13 protein-coding genes and 1 pseudogene are annotated in these 18644 nt (G+C 69.2%); 5 read left to right on the top strand and 9 right to left on the bottom strand.

The features are described from left to right. Positions 1-30 precede the first annotated feature (30 nt). The gene (locus C5E41_RS20320; RefSeq protein ID WP_104377455.1) at positions 31-846 is read left to right on the top strand and encodes a sulfurtransferase; all 816 of its coding nucleotides are present in this window, start codon (positions 31-33) and stop codon (positions 844-846) included. Here C5E41_RS20320 and atzF read toward each other — a convergent pair whose 3' ends face one another. From atzF to C5E41_RS20295, 5 genes are read right to left on the bottom strand one after another with little or no spacing between them, the layout of a single operon-like run. After that, the gene (gene atzF, locus C5E41_RS20315) at positions 847-2442 is read right to left on the bottom strand and encodes an allophanate hydrolase (RefSeq protein WP_258081108.1); all 1596 of its coding nucleotides are present in this window, start codon (positions 2440-2442) and stop codon (positions 847-849) included. 10 nt (positions 2443-2452) lie between these two features. Further along, positions 2453-4474 (bottom strand): 5-oxoprolinase/urea amidolyase family protein, encoded by a 2022-nt coding sequence (locus tag C5E41_RS20310; RefSeq protein ID WP_104377390.1) that lies wholly within the window; start codon positions 4472-4474, stop codon positions 2453-2455. Then, on the bottom strand, positions 4471-5091 hold the full coding sequence (locus tag C5E41_RS20305; protein WP_062994039.1) for an urea amidolyase associated protein UAAP2: 621 nt from the start codon (positions 5089-5091) through the stop codon (positions 4471-4473). The genes C5E41_RS20310 and C5E41_RS20305 overlap by 4 nt, the downstream gene beginning before the upstream one ends. Further along, the gene (locus C5E41_RS20300; RefSeq protein ID WP_104377389.1) at positions 5088-5840 is read right to left on the bottom strand and encodes a DUF1989 domain-containing protein; all 753 of its coding nucleotides are present in this window, start codon (positions 5838-5840) and stop codon (positions 5088-5090) included. The genes C5E41_RS20305 and C5E41_RS20300 overlap by 4 nt, the downstream gene beginning before the upstream one ends. Before the next feature lie 28 nt (positions 5841-5868). Then, positions 5869-7392 carry an amino acid permease gene (locus C5E41_RS20295; RefSeq protein WP_104377388.1) on the bottom strand — a complete coding sequence of 508 codons (1524 nt, stop codon included), beginning with the start codon at positions 7390-7392 and terminating at the stop codon, positions 5869-5871. 217 nt (positions 7393-7609) lie between these two features. On the opposite strand from C5E41_RS20295, the gene C5E41_RS20290 reads away from it, so the two are divergent. Next, positions 7610-8278: a TetR/AcrR family transcriptional regulator gene (locus tag C5E41_RS20290; RefSeq protein ID WP_104377387.1), complete on the top strand. Its 669-nt coding sequence runs from the start codon at positions 7610-7612 to the stop codon at positions 8276-8278. A 189-nt stretch (positions 8279-8467) separates the two neighbouring features. Here the strand turns inward: C5E41_RS20290 and C5E41_RS20285 are convergent, their stop codons facing one another. Further along, positions 8468-9169, bottom strand: a complete 702-nt coding sequence (locus tag C5E41_RS20285) for an HNH endonuclease family protein (protein ID WP_104377386.1) — start codon at positions 9167-9169, stop codon at positions 8468-8470. 308 nt (positions 9170-9477) lie between these two features. Here C5E41_RS20285 and C5E41_RS20275 point away from each other — a divergent pair, with 308 nt between their 5' ends. Genes C5E41_RS20275 through C5E41_RS20265 form a run of 3 tightly spaced genes read left to right on the top strand, consistent with a single transcriptional unit; the run spans position 9478 to position 13905 of the window. Continuing rightward, positions 9478-12330 (top strand): DEAD/DEAH box helicase, encoded by a 2853-nt coding sequence (locus tag C5E41_RS20275; protein ID WP_104377384.1) that lies wholly within the window; start codon positions 9478-9480, stop codon positions 12328-12330. Next, the gene (locus C5E41_RS20270) at positions 12327-13115 is read left to right on the top strand and encodes an SWIM zinc finger family protein (RefSeq protein ID WP_104377383.1); all 789 of its coding nucleotides are present in this window, start codon (positions 12327-12329) and stop codon (positions 13113-13115) included. The genes C5E41_RS20275 and C5E41_RS20270 overlap by 4 nt, the downstream gene beginning before the upstream one ends. 16 nt (positions 13116-13131) lie before the next feature. Beyond that, entirely contained in the window at positions 13132-13905 is a 774-nt protein-coding gene (locus C5E41_RS20265; protein ID WP_104377382.1) for a helical backbone metal receptor, read from the top strand. Here C5E41_RS20265 and C5E41_RS20260 read toward each other — a convergent pair. The 3 genes and pseudogenes from C5E41_RS20260 to icmF form a co-directional block, all read right to left on the bottom strand. Continuing rightward, a pseudogene (locus C5E41_RS20260) lies at positions 13878-14096 on the bottom strand (NAD(P)/FAD-dependent oxidoreductase); the annotation flags it as partial. The gene C5E41_RS20265 and the pseudogene C5E41_RS20260 overlap by 28 nt on opposite strands. 1 nt (position 14097) lies before the next feature. After that, a complete protein-coding gene (locus tag C5E41_RS20255) occupies positions 14098-15183 on the bottom strand; it encodes an amidohydrolase family protein (RefSeq protein WP_104377381.1) in 1086 nt (361 codons plus the stop codon). An 84-nt stretch (positions 15184-15267) separates the two neighbouring features. Continuing rightward, complete coding sequence (gene icmF, locus C5E41_RS20250; RefSeq protein ID WP_104377454.1) at positions 15268-18537, bottom strand: fused isobutyryl-CoA mutase/GTPase IcmF; 3270 nt, start codon at positions 18535-18537, stop codon at positions 15268-15270. Positions 18538-18644 lie beyond the last annotated feature (107 nt).

Genomic DNA, 18644 nt, shown 5'->3' with positions numbered 1-18644 from the left:
TTGACTGAGGAGCCGGGCTTGACCGCGGTACTGATCTCCCCCGAAGAACTCCGGAAATCGCTGGTGGACAGCGAGAACCGGATGCATCTGCTGGATGTGCGATGGGCGCTGGGCGATCCCGACGGTCCCCAGCACTATCTCGCCGGCCACATTCCCGGCGCGATCTTCGTCGATCTGGAGACCGAGCTGGCGGCCCCGCCCTCCCCGGCGCACGGCCGCCACCCGTTGCCGACGCTTACTCACCTGCAGAAATGCGCGCGCAGCTGGGGGTTGCGCACCGGGGAGCCGACGGTCGTCTACGACGCCACCGGCGGTATGGCGGCCGCGCGGGCGTGGTGGCTGCTGCGCTGGGCGGGCGTGCGCGACGTGCGTATTCTCGACGGCGGCCTGCCCGCGTGGGAGCGCGGCGGCGGCGATCTGGCCGTTGGCACCGAACCCGACCCGACGCCCGGCGACGTCGTGCTCACGCCCGGCAATATGCCGGTGGTGGAGGCCGACGAGGTTGCGGGCTGGCCGGGCGCGCTGCTGGACGCGCGAGCCGGGGAACGCTATCGCGGGCAGGTCGAGCCGATCGACCCGCGCGCCGGCCACATTCCCGGCGCGGTGAGCGTGCCGACCGCGGAAAACCTTACGCCCGAGGGCACTTTCAAATCCCCGGACCAGTTGCGGGCGCGGTTTTCCGAGCTCGTCTCCGGTCCGGTGGCGGTCTACTGCGGATCCGGGGTGACCGCCGCGCATCAGATCGCGGCGCTGTCGGTCGTGGGAGTGTCGGCCGCGCTGTACCCGGGTTCGTGGTCGCAGTGGTCGTCGGATCCGGAGCGCCCGGTCGCCACGGCACTGGATTGATCAGCCCACGGCCCCGGCCGCGAGGGCCGCGCGCCAGTCACCGTATTCGCTGATGTCCTTCCCTTCGGCGGCCGCGGTCCCGTCACATCCGAATGCGGTGTGCCAGGTGCCGTCGTCGAGTTCGACGGCGCCCAGCTGCATCGGCGCCGGTAGTGCGGCGAGGAAGCGGCCGAGGGCGGCGGGGGAGAGCAACCAGCGTTCGCCCGCGACGGACGCACCACCCTCGCACCGGGTCACCGCGGGTTTCGGTGGCGTGGTGTCCAGGGCGGCGAGGCGATAGGCCGCGGCCGTGCGGACCGGCCCGGCCCAGCGCGCGCCGAGCGCGGGCAACTGGTGTGCCAACGGCTGGCCGCGCAGATGTGCCCCGAATACGATCAACTCGCACATCGGCGCCACCGCCAGGGGCCACGGCCGCGTGATCTCCGCATCGCCGGTGATCGACACGGCGATGTCCAATGCCACCGCATCCTCGAACGGACGCGCGAAAACGGTCACACCGAAACAGGATTCGCCGGCCATCCCGGCCGGTACGGCCACCGCGCACAGATCGAACAGATTGCAGAAGTTGGTGTAGGTGCCCATGCGGGAGTTGATTCCGATCGGATCCGCCTCGACCTGCGCGATGGTGGGATGCATCGGGGCGGTCGGCGCGAGCAGGGCGTCGGCGTCGCCCAGGCCCTCCATCGCGAGGGCGCGCAAGCGCTCGAGTTCGGCGCGATCGGCGACCAGCCGATGCGCCGGAATCGCGCCCGCGGCGCGGATGATGCTCGCGACGGTGGGGTCGACGGCGTCGGGTCGTGACTCGATGAATTCGCCTACCGCGGCGTATCTTTCGGCGACCAGCGCCCCGTCGTAGAGCAGCCGGGCCGCGGCCAGGAACGGCGCCGAGTCGATCTCCACGATGCTCGCGCCGCGCCGCCGGAGCACGGCGACGGTCCGCTCGAAAGCCGCCCGCCACACCGGGTCCAGTTCCGGCAGGTCGGCGAAGATCGCGACGGTCGGGCGCGGCGGCGCGGCCAGCCTGGTGTCGGCGGGCCAGGCGCGCCCGGGCGCCCCGGCGGCCATCACCCCCATCGCCTGGTCGGCCCGTGCCGGGTCGGCGGCGAAGATCGTCACGCAATCGTAGGAACCGCAGGCCGGGACGACCCCCTCGGTGGAGACGACGCCCACGGTCGGTTTGATGCCGACGATGCCCTGCAGCGCCGCCGGAACGCGCCCGGAACCCGCGGTATCGGTGCCGATGGCGAGATCGGCCGCACCGGTCGCGACGGCTACCGCCGATCCGGAACTCGAACCGCCCGAAATGAATTCGGGTCGCCGCGAATCGGCGACCGGACCGTAGGGCGAGCGGGTGCCGACCAGACCGGTGGCGAACTGATCCATATTGGTCTTGCCGACCACCACCGCACCCGCGGCGCGCAGGGCCGCGACCGCGGGCGCGTCGCGGTCGGGCAGATAGGCGTAGTCCGGGCAGCCGGCGGTCGTCGGCAGGCCGGCGACGTCGACGTTGTCCTTGACGGCCAGCCGCAGACCTGCCAGCGGGCCGGTGCCGCGCGGGCCCGGATCGTCGGCACAGCGGTGAATCCAGGTGCTCACGTCGGTATCCTCATCCTCGTTCGTGTAATTCGCCCGCCGCCTGCCACGAATCGCGCTCGGCGGCAAACGCTTCCGCCTGAACCGCGCGGAAGGCGGCGATGGATTCGGCATGGGCGGACAGGAAATCGCGATATTCTGCGAGGCGGAATTCGCCCTCTTCCGCACGTAGTACGCCACGGCCGCGGGCGACGTCGGCCCGCAGGTCCAGCAGTTCCTCCGCGGATACCGGGTACCAGCGGATGCGATCGAAATACCGCAGTAGCCAAGGATCTTCGGCCTCGCCGGTGGACCGGTGGTTCCACACCTGTGTGGTGCGGCCGACGAATTGATATCCGCCTGGGCCCTCCATGCCGTAGATGCACAGGTAAGCGCCACCGATGCCGACCGCGTTCTCCGGCGTCCAGGTGCGGGCCGGATTGTATTTGGTGGTGACCAGGCGATGGCGCGGATCGGTCGGCGTGGCGACCGGTGCGCCGAGGTACACGTCGCCGAGCCCGAGCACGAGGTATTCGGCGGCGAAGACAGTGTCGAAAACGTCTGCGACCGTGTTCAATCCGTTCATCCGGCGAATGAACTCGATATTCCACGGGCACCACGGCGCATCGGCCCGCACGCCGTGCATATAGCGGGTGATGGCCTCCCGCGTGGCCGGATCGTCCCACGACAGCGGCAGGTGCACCGTGCGGCTCGGCACCACCAGCTCCGTGGCCGCGGGCAGGGCGGATTCGGCCTCGCGCAGCAGGCGAACCAGTTTCGGCGTGGCCAGCCGGTCCGGATCGAAACGCACCTGCAGCGAACGGATTCCGGGTGTCAGTTCGGTGATCCCCGGCTCGGCATATTCGAGCAGATGCCGGTGCAGGGCGTGGACGCGGGCGCGCAGCCCGAGATCCAGTGTCATATCACCGTATTCGACGAGTACGCCGTCGTCGCCGGCGCGACGGTAGGTGACGGCGGTGGTGTCGTCGGCGTCGGCGCTGGCCAGGATGCCGTCGTCGCCGTCACCGCCGTCGGACAGCACGATCGGCCAGTCGGCGCGCCGGGCCGGGCCCAGAGCCCGGATCGAAGCGGCCCGGTCGGCCCGCACCGGGACGAAGCGCACGGTGTCACCGGGACAGAGCTGGCCGAGTTTCCAGCGCTCTGCCGCGACAACCGTGACGGGACAGACGAATCCGCCGAGGCTGGGGCCGTCCGGCCCCAGCAGGATCGGCGTATCACCGGTGAAGTCCAGGGCGCCGACCGAATAGGCGGTGTCGTGGATGTTCGAAGGATGCAGTCCGGCCTCGCCGCCGTCGCTGCGCGCCCAGTGCGGTTTCGGCCCGATCAGCCGCACTCCGGTCCGATCGGAGTTGAAATGCACCTCGTAGTCGGTGCCGAGGATGGTGTCGATATCGGCCCGGGTGAAGAATTCCGGTGCGCCGTGGGGACCCTCGGTGACCGCGAGTTCCCATCGTCGCGTCAGTACCGGCTGCTCGGCCATCGGCACCCCGGCCCCGACGATGCCGGTCGCCTCGCCCAGGGGTAACCGGTCGCCGGTACGCAGGGCGGTGCCGGTGCCGCCGCCGAATCTGCCGAGCGTGAAAGTGGCCGTGCTGCCGAGATATTCGGGCAGGTCCAGGCCGCCGGCGAACAAGACGTAGGTCCGCATACCCGGCCCCCGCACGGCGCCGACATCCAGCGTGCCGCCCGCCGGGACCTCGACGGTGCGCCACTGGCGTACGCGCTCGTCGTCGACGGTCACCGTCGCGGGCGCACCGGTCACGCACACCCGGGTCGCGGTGCGGAACCGCAGCGCCGGCCCGGCGAGGGTGCATTCGAGCCCGGCCGCGCCCTCGTCGTTGCCCAGCGCCCGGTTGCCGAGCCGGAACGACAGATCGTCCATCGGTCCAGACGGCGGCACCCCGACGTGCCAGTATCCGACGCGGCCCGGCCAATCCTGCACGGTGGTGAGCATCCCCGGCCGCACCACCTCGATGCCGGCCGCCTCCGCCTCCAGAGTCGTTGTGCCGATCTCGATTTCGGTCGCTACCGTCATCGCGTCACCACCATGCGTACCGGCGTCGGATCGAATCCGTTGCACGGGTTGTTGATCTGCGGGCAGTTGGAGATCAGGACGAGGGTGTCGATCTCGGCACGTAGCGTCACCGACTTACCCGGTGCGGAGAGCCCGTCGACGATGCCGAGGGTGCCGTCGGCCTCGACCGGAACGTTCATGAACCAGTTGATGTTCGAGACCAGATCGCGCTTGCCGAGCCCCCAACGCAACGCCTCGGTGAGGAAGTTCTCCACGCAGGCGTGCTGATGGCGGGTGTGGTGGCCGTAGCGCAGCGTGTTGGATTCCTGCGAGCACGCGCCGGCGATGGTGTCGTGGTTGCCGACCTCGTCGGCGACCACGGTCATCAGTGCCGTTCCCGATTCGGCACGGAGCACGCTGCCGGTGGTCAGGAAGATATTGCGTTGGGCGGCGACGGTCGCCTGGGCGCTGTAGCGGTCGGCGTGATCGGCGGCCGAGTAGAGCAGGCAGTCCACCGCCTGGTTGCCGTAAAGGTCGATGATCTGCCACTGCTGACCCGCCCTGACCACGGTCGACCACGGTGCGCAGGCGGCCACGGTCTCGTCCAGGACGACGGTGCGTTCGGTAACGGTGGTCATGCGATCGCCTCCGGATCGTGTGCGGCCAGCCAGGCCTGTTCGGTGTTCTCCACGGCCCGGCGATATTCCGGCTCGGTGTCTTCGGTGCCGTCCGGCTCCCCGGCGTCGCGCCAGGCGACGACGTCCAGCGGCGTGGCGGGCCGGTCGTCGAGCGGATGCGTGCCGTTGGCGATCAGGACGGTCAGCGGCAGGTGGATCAGCAATTCGACCGAGCTGGCCGGGCCGGCGCTGCCGGTGGCGGTGAGGGTGCCGTCCGCGCCGACCCGCACACCGCGGAACAGTGCGACCGAGGGGCCGATATCGCGCGGTGTGAGACCGTGTTTCGCCCCGGCGACCCGCAGAGTTCGCCGTACCTCCGGGGTCGGGCCGCACAGCGTGTCGTGCCGGCCGGACGTGTCGGCGACGATCGTGGCGAGGACGCGACCCTGATCCGACAGCAGCGGATGGCCCGGGCCCGGGTAGGCCTGCCACGGCACCTTGATCGTGTCGGCGACGTTCAACCGTTCCCAGGGTGCCTCGGCCCGCAGGAGCAGCAGGTGGGCACCGGCCGCGCCCTCCGGATCGGCCAGCCGGAGGCGGGTGCCACGGGCGAGCACCGCGGTCGTGTAGCCGTTACCCGGAACTCTTTGGGCGAAGGTCACTTTCGCTGGATCGAGGCCGTCCGGCAGGTCGGGGCCGGCGACGGTCGCGGCCGCGGCTTGCGCTCGCGCGTGGTCGCGGGCGCCGACGGTGGAGGCGGTTGCGGACATGGGGTCTCCTCGCAGTCGGATGGAAAGGTCAGGCGGGTTGCGGCGCGGGCCGGGCCTCGGCAGCCGCGGCGCGGGGTGTGACGATGCGGTGCACCACCGCGCCCACCGCGACGGTCAGGAGCAGGAACAGCGGCGCGGCCCAGCGCATCCACCAGCCGCCACCGGCGGGCGTGTACACTTCCGCGCGCGGCCAGGCCAGGTTCACCGCCATCGCGATGCCCCACACCACCGCCGCGACGTTCACCGCGATGCCGTAGCGACCCAGCGAGAACAGGCCGGGTTCGGCGGCGGGCAGCCCGCGCAGCCGCCGGATCAGCAGTGGCACGGTGACCAGCAGATATGCCACGTACAGCGTCACGATGCAGACGCTGGCCAGCGTCGCGAACAGCGCGGCGTTGCCGAGGTTCACCACCAGTAGCGCCACGGCGAGCACGCCGATGATCACCGCGGGCAGGATCGGGGTGCCGAAGCGCGGGTGCACGGCGGCCAGCCGGGACGCGAACGGCAGGCGGCCGTCGCGGGCCATCGAGAAGATCAGTCGTGAACCCGCCGTCTGAATGGCCAAGGTGCACACCGTGATCGCCACCGCGACACAGCCCAGCAGCACGGTGCCGGCCGGACTGTCGAGTTTGGCGGTGATCACGTAGGCCAGTCCGTCGGTGGCCAGGTGGCCATCGCTGACGCTCGGTGCGGCCATCAACGCGCCCAGCAGGAGCAGGCCGCCGCCGAGGGCGGAGGCGGCGAGCGCCAGCAGGATGGTCCGCGGTGCGACCCGGCGCGGATTCTTGGTCTCTTCGGAGAGTTCTCCGGCGGAATCGAATCCGACCATCACATAGGCGGCCATCAAGCCGGAGACCAGAAACGCCGCCCAGTACGGGCCGGGCGCCGCTTGGTCGGTCTGCAGAACCACATCGGCGCCGCGTTCGGTATGGGTGAAGAACAGGGCGATGACGGCGAGTACACCGACGATTTCGACGGTGACGCCGATCGAGTTGATCCGGGCCATCAGATCGATGCCGATCACATTGATCACCGTCGTGATCACCAGCAGCACGCTGCCCAGCAGGACCGCGTTCGCCGCGCCGTCGGTGGAGGTGAGGGCGGTATCGGTGCCGACCAGCTGGAAGCCGCTCCAGATCGAGGGCAGGACCACCTGCAGGGCGATGGCGGCCGCGGCGGCGGTGACGACCTGCGCGATGATCATCATCCAGCCCGCGAACCAGCCGACCACCTCACCGGCGAGCCGGCGCGACCACTGGTAGATGCAGCCCGAGATGGGATAGCGCGCGGCGAGTTCCGCGAAATTCAGCGCGACGAGGAACTGGCCGGCGAACACGATCGGCCAGGTCCAGAAGAACGCGCCGCCGCCGAATCCGTAACCGAATCCGAAGAATTGGAAGATGGTGGTGAGGATCGAGACGAAGGAGAATCCCGCGGCGAACGAGGCGTAACGGCCGAGTTTGCGATGCAGCACCGGCTGATATCCGAAACGTTCGAGATCGGCGCTGTCACCGATCGGGGATTGCGAGGGGGGATCGAGTGCGATGGCCATGGGCTGTCCTTCGGCGTCGCGGCCAATATCTATCAGGTGACAGTTTTGCGGGCGGGATCGCGCTTTCGGTGACGGCCGTGTATCGCTTGCGGTAACCCGCGTAACGTCTGCGTTGCCGGTATTTCTGTCGAGTGACAGATATTTCACAACCGCAGGTGGGACGCGGTGCGCGGTACGGTGCCGGTCCGCGCGGCGATGGCGATGGCAGGATGAGACGGTGACACACCTGGGTCCGGGCCGTCCTCGCGCCGATCAGCGCAGCCGTCGCGGGCGGACACCGCGCGCCGAGATCCTCGACGCCGCAGCGGAATTGTTCACGGCCAACGGGTACGGCAGCACCTCCACGCGCGGCATCGCCGACGCGGTCGGTATCCGGCAGGCGTCGCTCTATCACCACTTCGCCGCCAAGGACGACATCCTGGACGCGCTCCTCGCCGAAACCATCACCGGCCCACTGGAATTGGCCGAGCGGTTGCGTGCCGAACCCGATCCGGCCGCGGTGCGGCTGTACGCACTGGCACGGGCCGACGTGCGCCAGTTGTGCGCCGCCAAATGGAATCTCGGTGCGCTGTATCTGCTGCCCGAACTGCGCAGCGACCGATTCGCCGACTTCCGCAGCCGCCGGTCCCGGTTGCGCCGCCACTACGAGGAACTGGCGGCGGCGGCGATCGAGGACGCACCCGCCGGCGTCCCCGGCGCGCACGTCCTGCCCTTCCGGATGGTGGAAATGGTCATCAACATTCGCTCCGACGAGGGCGCCGCACCCGACTACGCGGAAACCACCATCCCCGATGCCGCGCTGCGGGTACTCGGTGTCACCGACGACCCGGCCGTGCTGCGCGCCGCCGCCCAGCGGCTACTCCGACGCCTGGACTCCGGCGAATAGTGCTACCGGCTCGGCACACGGTTCGCGGGTATGCGCCGAGCTCCCCGGCTCGACGACGCCATCGCCGACCGTGCCGTCTCGTCCGGCCGCCGCGCACGCCCGACCGGCCGCCGGGCCGACTTCCCAAGGTCCGGGCCGACCGGTGGCGACGGTAGCTGCGTGCCGTGGCCCCACCGGCGGGTTGTCGCATCAGGGACACTGCCGGGCTATACGGGCGAGCGTGGTGTGGTCGGCTTCGGTGATGGGCAGGCCGTACTGCGCAGCCGTGGTGAGGTATTTGCCGGCGTAGAAGCAGTGATAGGCGCCGGCGGGTGGAAGCCAGTCGGCGGGGGTGCGATCGCCTTTGTCCATATTGGCCGGGCCGTCGACGGCCAGCAGATTGAATTCGATGTCGTTGGCGAAGCGCACCCGCTGCTCGGGCGACCAGGCCGCCGCACCCATATCCCAGGCGGCGGCCAGCGGGTAGACGTGGTCGATCTGCACCTCCCGGGCCCGCGCCTTGTCGAAGGTGATCCAGCGGCCGGTGTACGGATCCCGCAGCGTGCCCGCGAGCACCACACAGTCGTGTGTACCCGGCCGGAATCGCACCTCGCGCAGCTGCCGTGCCAGCACTCCGTTGCGCGAATCGCACCCGTCGTGGCCGCCCGGCCCGTCCTGATCGTCCGACCACGCCGGCCCGAATACGCATCCGTGCCCCGCTCCGCAGTCCCGGTCGTACCCGCCCGGATGCGGCCGCCGCGCCACCACGGCCACCGCCCCCAGCAACTGCTCGATCCGGGCTCGGCTCGGACTCCCCGGCGCCGGCTCCGGCCCGCCGAACACCCCACACGCCGCCACGGTCGCCAGCACGACGATCCCCGCCGCCCATCCGAACCCCCGTCCCCACCGCATGACCCAGATCTACCGACCCCGCCCGACAACTTCCGCACCGGAAGCCATGCACAGGGTGCGTTCGTTCGATACGTCCGGATAGCGCGCTGCGGTACGGCCGGGCACTACCCGCACGCGCCGTCTGTGCGCTCCTCGCCGCCGTGCAGGTGCTGTTGCGCCGATCCGTCCGCGCAGCGCACCACCACGCCCGCGGCCGATCGGATAGACAGATCGGATATACACCGGGCCAGTCCGGTGCCGAACGGCACGCGCTCGCCTCCGTGCCGGACACGGCCGGGTGTGTCGGTGGAGGCTGATTGGATGGGGACATGCTGCACGGTTTGTGGTCGCCCGGATCGGGGTTGGTGCTCTGGCGCCCGCCCGGGGCGGCGGCACAGCTGGACACAGGGGGTGAGCTGCCCGATCCGCTGGGGACGATAGCGCGGACTGCGCGGTTTCGGCATCGGGTGCGGGTCCTGGTGGCGGGAGATTCCGGGCCGGAGGTCGCCGAGGTGCGGGGGCACGCCCTGGCGCCGGAGGTGGCCGCCCAGGTGCTCACCCAGCCGCTGCCCGAGACAACGGTAGCGGCGGATCTGCGGTTTCTCGCGCATGCGGCCCGGGGACTGCGGCGCTGGGTGCGGGCGGGGCGGATCGTGCCCGAGCTGCATCGCGCCGACGGCGAGTGGTGGGTGCGGTGGCGGCTGGTCGGCGGGCGGCGGCAGCGGGCCTGGCTGGCCGAACTCGCCGCGGCGATGCCGCCGGCGCTGCGGGTGCCGGATGCGCGGTCCGCGGCCTCGATCCTCGAGGTTTTCGTCGCCGAACTCGCCGACCCGCTCGTCCGGCTCGAGCTGAGCGTCCGGGAACCCTCGCATCCGCTGACAGCCGCGCTGGTCGCGGAGGTCCCGCTGGAATCGGGATCGCACCGGGTGGCCTCGGTGCTCGACGAGTGGCGCGCGAGCCTCACCGCCGGCGAGCCCGAACTGGTGCTGCGCCTGCTCGAACCGGACGACGATCCCGACGACGACCCGCAGGCGGTCGACGCCCTGTGGCGGCTCGAAGTCTGTCTCCGTTCGGAAGGCGAAGCGCCGCAACCGGTTCCGATCCAGGGCGACCCGGCGTTGATCCGGCTCGCCGGAGAGAAGGTGGCGGCCGCGATCCAGGCCTACCCGCGGTTACAGCAGGTCCCGCGCGATCCGTACGGGATGGACTTTCTACTCCCGACGCCGGTGGTGCAGGAGCTGGTCGCCCACGCTGCGCACGAATTGCGTTCGGCGGGTGTGCACCTGATGCTGCCGCGCGCATGGCGCATCGTGTCGCCGAGTATGCGCTTGCGGGTGCAGTCCCCGGCAGCCACCGAAACCGCGGTCGGACTCAGCGGGCTGCTCTCCTACCGCTGGGAACTGGCCCTGGGCGATACCGTCCTCACGCCGGCGGAAATGGGCCGGCTCATCCAAGCCAAATCGGATCTGGTGCGGTTGCGCGGCCACTGGGTGCAGGCCGATCAACGCAGCCTGGCCGCCGCGGCGGCCTATCTGGAGGGCAAGGTCGACGAGCGCCCGGCGACCCTGACCCAGTTGCTCGGCGAGATCGCGGCCACGCAGGTGCGCCAGGTGCCGATCGAGGAGGTCACGGCGACCGGCTGGGTTCGCGAACTGTTCGACGGAGTCCACTCCGGCGATCCGGTCGACCCGCCCGCCGGCTTGAAGGCGCAGTTGCGCCCCTACCAGCTGCGCGGACTGTCGTGGCTCGCGACGATGAGCCGTCTCGGCTGCGGCGCCATTCTCGCCGACGATATGGGCCTCGGTAAGACGGTGCAGGTGCTCGCGCTACTCCTGCACGAGAACGAGAGTCCCGCAACCGCTTCCGTCCCGGGGCCGACCCTGCTGGTGTGCCCGATGTCGGTGGTCGGCAACTGGCAACGCGAAGCCGAACGCTTCGCCCCAGGGCTGCGGGTGCTGGTGCATCACGGCTCGTCACGCCGCTCCGGTCCGGAATTGGATGCGGCCGTGGCCGATTCCGATCTGGTGCTCACCACCTACGCGCTGCTGGCGCGCGATGTGGAGGAGTTGAAGCGCCAGCCCTGGGAACATGTCGTCCTCGACGAGGCCCAGCACATCAAGAACGCCGGCACCCGTCAGGCCCGCGCCGCCCGCGCGATTCCGGCCCGGCACCGGCTGGCGCTGACCGGAACTCCGGTGGAGAACCGGCTCGAGGAATTGCGGTCGATTCTCGATTTCGCGGCGCCGAACGTGCTGGGCAAACCGTCGGAATTCCATGCCCGCTTCGCGGTGCCGATCGAACGCGAACACGACGAGAACGCCGTCAGCCGCCTGCGCGCCGTCACCGCACCGTTCGTCCTGCGCCGGGTGAAAACCGATCCCGCGGTCATCTCGGATCTGCCGGAGAAGTTCGAGATGACGGTGCGCGCCAACCTCACGGTCGAGCAGGCCGCGCTGTATCAGGCGGTGGTCGACGATATGCTCGCGCAGCTGAAGGCTTCCCGGGCCACCGGCTCCAGCGCGGTGAACATGGCTCGCCGGGGTGCGGTTCTGGCCGCGCTCACCAGGCTGAAACAGGTGTGCAACCATCCCGCGCACTACCTCGGCGACGGGTCGGCGCTGCTGCGGCGGGGGCGCCACCGCTCCGGGAAGCTGGCGCTGGTCGAGGATGTGCTGGAGTCGGTGCTGGCCGAGGGGGAGCGGGCGCTGCTGTTCACCCAGTTCCGGGAATTCGGCGATCTGATTACGCCGTATCTGAGCGAGCGGTTCGGCACCGCGATCCCGTTCCTGCACGGCGGTGTCGCCAAGAAGCGCCGCGACGGGATGGTGGAACGCTTCGCCGAGCCCGACGGACCGCCCATCATGGTTTTGTCCCTGAAGGCCGGTGGTACGGGGCTCAATCTCACAGCCGCCAATCACGTGGTGCACCTGGATCGCTGGTGGAACCCGGCGGTGGAGAACCAGGCCACCGACCGCGCCTTCCGCATCGGTCAGCGCCGCGATGTGCAGGTGCGCAAACTGGTCTGTGTCGACACCATCGAGGAGCGCATCGACGATATGCTCACCGGCAAACAGGAATTGGCGAGTCTCACCGTCGGGACCGGGGAGAACTGGATCACCGAACTGAGTACCGACGAATTGCGCGATCTGTTCATGCTCGGCGCGGAGGCGGTCGGCGAATGAGTCCGGCACCCGAAAACCCGGTCCCCGATTTCAGCGTCTACGGGAAGCGCCGCCCGGTACGCGGCGGCGTCGAACCACGCAGCCGCCGTGGCTCTTTCGCACGAACCTGGTGGGGCCGGGCCTTTCTGGAAGCCGTGGAGGAGGTCGCGGACGCCGGCCGGCTCTCCCGGGGGCGCACCTACGCGCGCTCGGGACAGGTCGTCAGCTACCACATCGAGCCCGGGGCGGTGGCCGCCGAGGTTCAGGGCAGTCAACCGCGGCCGTTCACCTCGGTGTTGACGCTGCGGGTGTTGCGCGACGACCGGCTGGACGAACTGGTCGAGCAGGTCCGCGGCACACCGGGCATGCTCGCCCAGCTCGCCTCCGGCGCCCTGCCGCAGGAACTCGGCCCGCTGTTGCTGCCCGGCACCGCCGCCGAACTCGATTTCTCCTGCACCTGCCCGGACGATGGCTGGCCCTGCAAACACGTCGCCGCGCTGTGCTACATCGTGGCCGAACGCCTCGACGAGTCCCCGGCCATCATGCTGACCCTGCGTGGCCTCGATCTCGACACCCTGATTCGCGGAGTGCAGGACGACAGCGGCCCGACGATTTCCGACGACATCTACGGCGAGAACATCGTGCTGCCCGAGCTGCCGGCACCGCAGTTCCGTGCGGCGATCGAGGACCTCGATCCGATTCCCCTGCGGCAGGCGTTGCGGATGACCAGTGCGGACGAAGCGGTCGCCGAGGCCGGCATGCGGGAACTCCGTGCTCTGTACCGCGCCCTCGAGAGCTCCGGTTAGCCCATATGCTGGCTTCGTGTCCGAGGATCTCGTCGACGATCTGAACGCCGCGGTCGCGCTGCGGCGCCCGGTCCGCCGGGTGGTCTCGCTGGTCCCGTCGCTGACCGAGGCGATCGCGGCGAGCCGTCCGGAGTTGCTGCTCGCCGCCACCGACTGGTGTACCCATCCGCCGGAGCTGGCGGTCGAACGGGTGCGGGGGACGAAGAATCCGAATCTGCGCCGGATCGCCGAGCTGGCGCCGGATCTGGTGGTGTGCAATCAGGAGGAGAACCGCCGCCTCGACGTCGAGCGGATGCGCGAGGCGGGAATTCCGGTGTGGGTCACCCGGATTCGCACAGTGGATGAGGCATTCACCTCCATGACGCGGCTGTTCGAGATCGCGCTGGGTGGCCCGGCGCCGTCATGGCTGCACCAGGCCCGCGCGGCTTGGTCCGCGCCCGTGCCGAACCCGCCGATCGATGCGGTGATCCCGATCTGGCGTAAGCCATGGATGGTGGTCGGCCGCGACACGTTCACCGCGGACCTGGCCGGCCGCCTGGGGCTGAACCTGGTACACGCCACGGGTCCCGAACGCTATCCCACGGTGACGGAAACCGAACTGGTACAGGGCGTTCGGCTGGCGGTGCTGCCGGACGAGCCGTACGTGTTCACCGTGACCGACGGTCCGGAGGCGTTTCCGGGCATACCGGTCGCCTTGGTGAGCGGGCGCGATCTCACCTGGTACGGCCCGTCGCTGGTCGAGGCGCGCGAGCGGCTGACCGCTCAGCTGGCCCGCGTGCTCGGCAGCTGAGCCGGGGTGCCCGCGAACACGTAGTCGCCGAGGTCGAAATGGATAGCGCGCCACGCCGCTTCCACGGTGCTCATCGGCTTCAGCGGCACATCGCCGTGTTTGTCGAAGTAGTAACTGTTCGAGACCGCGCAGCTGCCCTGCCAGAAGACCTGTCCGTCGCGGCGTTGGAGCACTTCCCGGAAGTATGCGGCCTCAGGCCAGCAGTTCCGCGTCGATGCCGTAGGTTCGCTGGGCGTTCGTGCGGAAGACCTGCTCGAGCTCCTCGGCGCTGCCGCCGCGGTCGGCCAGGACGTCGATCACGGCCTGCGCGCTGTTGGCGATACTCGTAATCGGTTTGTCCACAGGGTAATTCGAACCCCAGATGAGCCGCTGCGCACCGAAGACGTCGAAGGCGTGGTGCAACAGCGGCGCGGTGCGGTCCAGCAGCTCGGAGACGGGGGTCGCAAGGCCCCGCATCGGCACCGGATGGCCGAGGATCGGCATGGCCAGCCCACTGACCTTCGCCATCACATTCGGATGTGTTGCGAGCGTGGCGATATCGTCGCGCCACTGCACGAACAGTTCGCGGCGCCGGCCCGGTTGGGTGCCGGTGCTCTTGCCGACCGGGCCGAATATCCCGGCGGGCGTGCCGAGATGGTTGAGCACGATGGTCACCTCGGGATAGCGCCGGGCCAGGGCGGAGACCTGCGGGATCTGATGCGAGTAGACCCACGCCTCGAACGACAGGCCGCGTTCGGCCAGAACCGCGAAGCCGTCGAGGAAGGCCGAATCGGTCAGTGCGCCCTCGGCCCGGCAGAACGACCGCACCCCGGGGTCCGGATGGTGGGCGACCATGGTGCGGATACCGCGGAACAGCGGCGACGCGGACTGATGCTTGTCGATGAGTTCGGCGAATCCGGGCGCCGCCGGATCCCCGCTGCCGATGATCGCGCCCAGCGCCGGGGTGTCCACCCCGAACGGCAGGCTGGCCACCCACCGCGTTTCGTCGGCCTTGGCGTCCGGCGCCCGCCCGGCCCACTCGACCTCGATGTGCACCAGCACCTCCACCGGCACCGACCCCAGGTCTTCGCGATAATCCGCGGGCAGGTACGGCCGCAGATACGCATCGGGAATGCCGACGAAATCGCGGTCCCGCTTGGGGGCCAGGCGCGCGGCCTTGTCGACCGGCACCGGCACGAACCGGAACAGTTTCGCCAGCATGCTGAAATCCCGCGGGGTGTTCAGCGGATCCCACTGATGGATATGTGCGTCCACAACGCTGATACCGGCGAGGTCCATGGCGCCCTTCCGTCGCGTTCGACTGTCCGCTCTCCGGCATTGTCACACGGCCGCACACACCGGCGGGCCACATCCGAACCCTTGTCACACATTGCGGCGGTATTGCCCGCCGACGGTGAAGAAACAGTCGGTGATCTGCTGCAGCGTGCATACCCGCGCGGCGTCCATCAGCACGTCGAAGACGTTGTCGTCGCTGCGTGCGGCGGCCTCGAGCCGGGCCAGGGCCGCCTGCGCCGGCTCGCGATGCGCGGTGACGAATTCCTCGGTGCGGCGCAGCTGCGATTGTTTCTCGGCCTCGGTGCCGCGGGCCAGTTCCAGCACCTGATGGGTTTCCCCGTTCGGATTGCGGAACGTGTTCACCCCGATGATGGGCAGCGTGCCGTCGTGCTTGCGATGTTCGTAGCGCATCGATTCATCCTGGATGCGCCCGCGCTGATATCCGGTCTCCATCGCGCCCAGCACCCCGCCGCGTTCGCTGATCCGCTCGAATTCGGCGAGCACCGCCTCCTCCACCAGGTCGGTCAGTTCGTCGATGACGAAACTGCCCTGCAGCGGATTCTCGTTCATCGCCAGGCCCCATTCCTTGTTGATGATCAACTGGATGGCCAGGGCGCGTCGCACCGATTCCTCGGTCGGGGTGGTCACCGCCTCGTCGTAGGCATTGGTGTGCAGGCTGTTGCAGTTGTCGTAGATGGCGATCAACGCCTGCAGGGTGGTGCGGATATCGTTGAAGTTCATTTCCTGGGCGTGCAGCGAACGCCCGGAGGTCTGAATGTGGTACTTCAACTTCTGCGAGCGGTCGTTGGCGCCGTACTTGTCGCGCATGGTGATCGCCCAGATCCGCCGGGCCACCCGCCCGATCACCGAATACTCCGGGTCCATGCCGTTGGAGAAGAAGAACGACAGATTCGGTGCGAAATCGTCGATGGCCATGCCACGCGCCAGATAGGCCTCGACATAGGTGAATCCGTTGGCCAGGGTGAACGCCAGCTGACTGATCGGATTCGCGCCGGCCTCGGCGATGTGATAGCCGGAAATCGACACCGAGTAGAAGTTGCGCACGCCGTTGCGGACGAACCATTCCTGGATATCGGCCATCATGCGCAAACTGAATTCGGTGGAGAAGATGCAGGTGTTCTGTCCCTGATCCTCCTTGAGGATATCGGCCTGTACGGTGCCGCGTACCGTGGCGAGGGTGCTGGCCCGGAGCTCCGCGGCCTCGTCGCTGCTCGGCTCGCGTCCGTTGTCCTCCCGAAATCGTTGCAGCGCTTGGTCTATCGCGGTGTTGAGGAAGAAGGCGAGAATCGTCGGCGCCGGACCGTTGATGGTCATCGAGACCGAGGTGCTCGGTGCGCTGAGGTCGAAGCCGTCGTAGAGGGCGTTCATATCGTCGACGGTGGCGATGGAAACCCCCGAGGTGCCGACTTTTCCGTAGATGTCGGGTCGCGGGGCCGGATCGTGGCCGTAGAGGGTCACCGAGTCGAAGGCGGTGGACAGGCGTTTGGCCTCGGCGTGTTCCGAGAGCACCTTGAACCGCCGGTTCGTGCGGAACGGATCGCCCTCGCCGGCGAACATGCGGGCCGGATCCTCGTTGTCGCGCTTGAACGCGAACACGCCGCCGGTGAACGGGAACCGCCCCGGCAGATTCTCCGAGCGCAGGAAGCGCAGCAGCTCGCCGTGATCGGTGAAGCGCGGCAGCGCCACGCGCGGTATCGAGTTGTCCGACAACGTGGTCCGCCGCAGCGGGGTGCGAATCTCGCGGTCGCGGACCCGGACCACCTGTTCCTCGCCGCGATACGACTCCACGGTGGCGGGCCAATCCCGCAGCAGCGCGGCGGATCCGGGGCTGAGTTCCCCGCTCGCCCGCGCGAGCAATCCGGACACCGTTCGACGTGCAGCCGAAAGATCCTCCGCCGCCGAGAGTTCCGTGCCGGCCGGATCGTCGGTGGCTCCCGCCGGCAGTTCCGCCAGTACCTGTTCGAGGCGCTGCACCCGCTGGGCCGCAGCCACCTGCCGCCGGGTCTCGGCGTGGTAATCACGGACGGTCTCGGCGATCTCGGCCAGGTATCGCACCCGCCCCGGCGGGATGATCTGCGCGAATCGGGTGGAGGCGCGGGTGTCGACCCGGGGCAGCACCCCGGTCTCCAGCGGCAGGCCGCGCGCACCGAGCAGCCCGGCCAGATGCTGATAGAGCGCGGTGACCCCGTCGTCGTTGAATGTCGCCGCGCTGGTGCCGAATACCGGCATATCCTCCGGCGCCGACTCGAACGCCTCGCGGTTGCGCACGAGCTGGCGCGAGACGTCCCGCAGCGCATCCTCGGCGCCGCGGCGCTCGAACTTGTTGATCGCCACCACATCGGCGAAATCGAGCATGTCGATCTTCTCGAGCTGGGAGGCGGCGCCGAACTCCGGCGTCATCACATACATCGAGATGTCGACGTGGTCGATGATCGCGGCATCACCCTGGCCGATGCCCGGGGTCTCGAGAATCACCAGATCGAATCCGGCCGCCTTGCAGGCCAGGATCATCGCGTCGATATTGGTCGGCAATTCGTGCGCGCCACGGGTGGCCAGTGAGCGGAAGTAGACGTGTTCGCTGTCGAGCGAGTTCATCCGGATGCGGTCACCCAGCAGTGCGCCGCCGCCGCGGCGCCGGGTCGGGTCGACGGCGAGGATCGCCACCCGCAATTTGTCCTGCTGGTCGGTGCGCAACCGCCGCACGAGTTCGTCTGTGAGCGAGGACTTTCCGGATCCGCCGGTGCCGGTGATGCCGAGGACCGGCACGGTCCGGCCGGCGGCCGCGGCCCGCAGTTCGTCCAGATCCGCGGCGGGCAGCGCATCGGCCTGCAGGCAGGTCATGGTGCGCGCCAACGCATATCGCTCACCCGCCAGCACCGCCTCGATGGCGGCCGGTTCGGTCGACAGATCCACATCGCAGGCCCGGACGAGTTCGTTGATCATGCCGGGCAGGCCGAGTCGCTGGCCGTCCTCGGGGGAGAAGATCCGCACTCCGGCCGCCGCCAGCCGTTCGATCTCCTCCGCGACGATCACGCCGCCGCCGCCACCGAAGATCTTGACGTGCCCCGCCCCGGCCTCGCGCAGCGCGGTCGCCAGATATTCGAAGTATTCGACGTGCCCGCCCTGATACGAACTGACGGCCACACCCTGGACATCCTCGGTCAGCACCGCGTCGACCACCTCGTGGACCGCTCGGTTGTGGCCCAGATGGATCACCTCGGCGCCTTGTGACTGCAGGATGCGCCGCATGATGTTGATCGCCGCGTCGTGGCCGTCGAACAGGGCCGCGGAGGTGACGAAACGGACGGGATGGACCGGAACGTGCAGGTCGGCCATGTAATCCTCCACCAGAGGCCGGCGCGGAACCGCCGGGCGCCTACGCTTGGCGTCCCGATAGTAGGACGTCAAATCAACTGTACTGTGATACGAACCACGGCGCCATT

It is taken from the genome of Nocardia nova (assembly GCF_002933465.1).
GTDB classification, from domain to species: domain Bacteria; phylum Actinomycetota; class Actinomycetes; order Mycobacteriales; family Mycobacteriaceae; genus Nocardia; species Nocardia nova_B.
The sequence above is the reverse complement of the archived record's forward strand: the minus strand, read 5'-3'. Positions and strand labels throughout refer to the sequence as shown.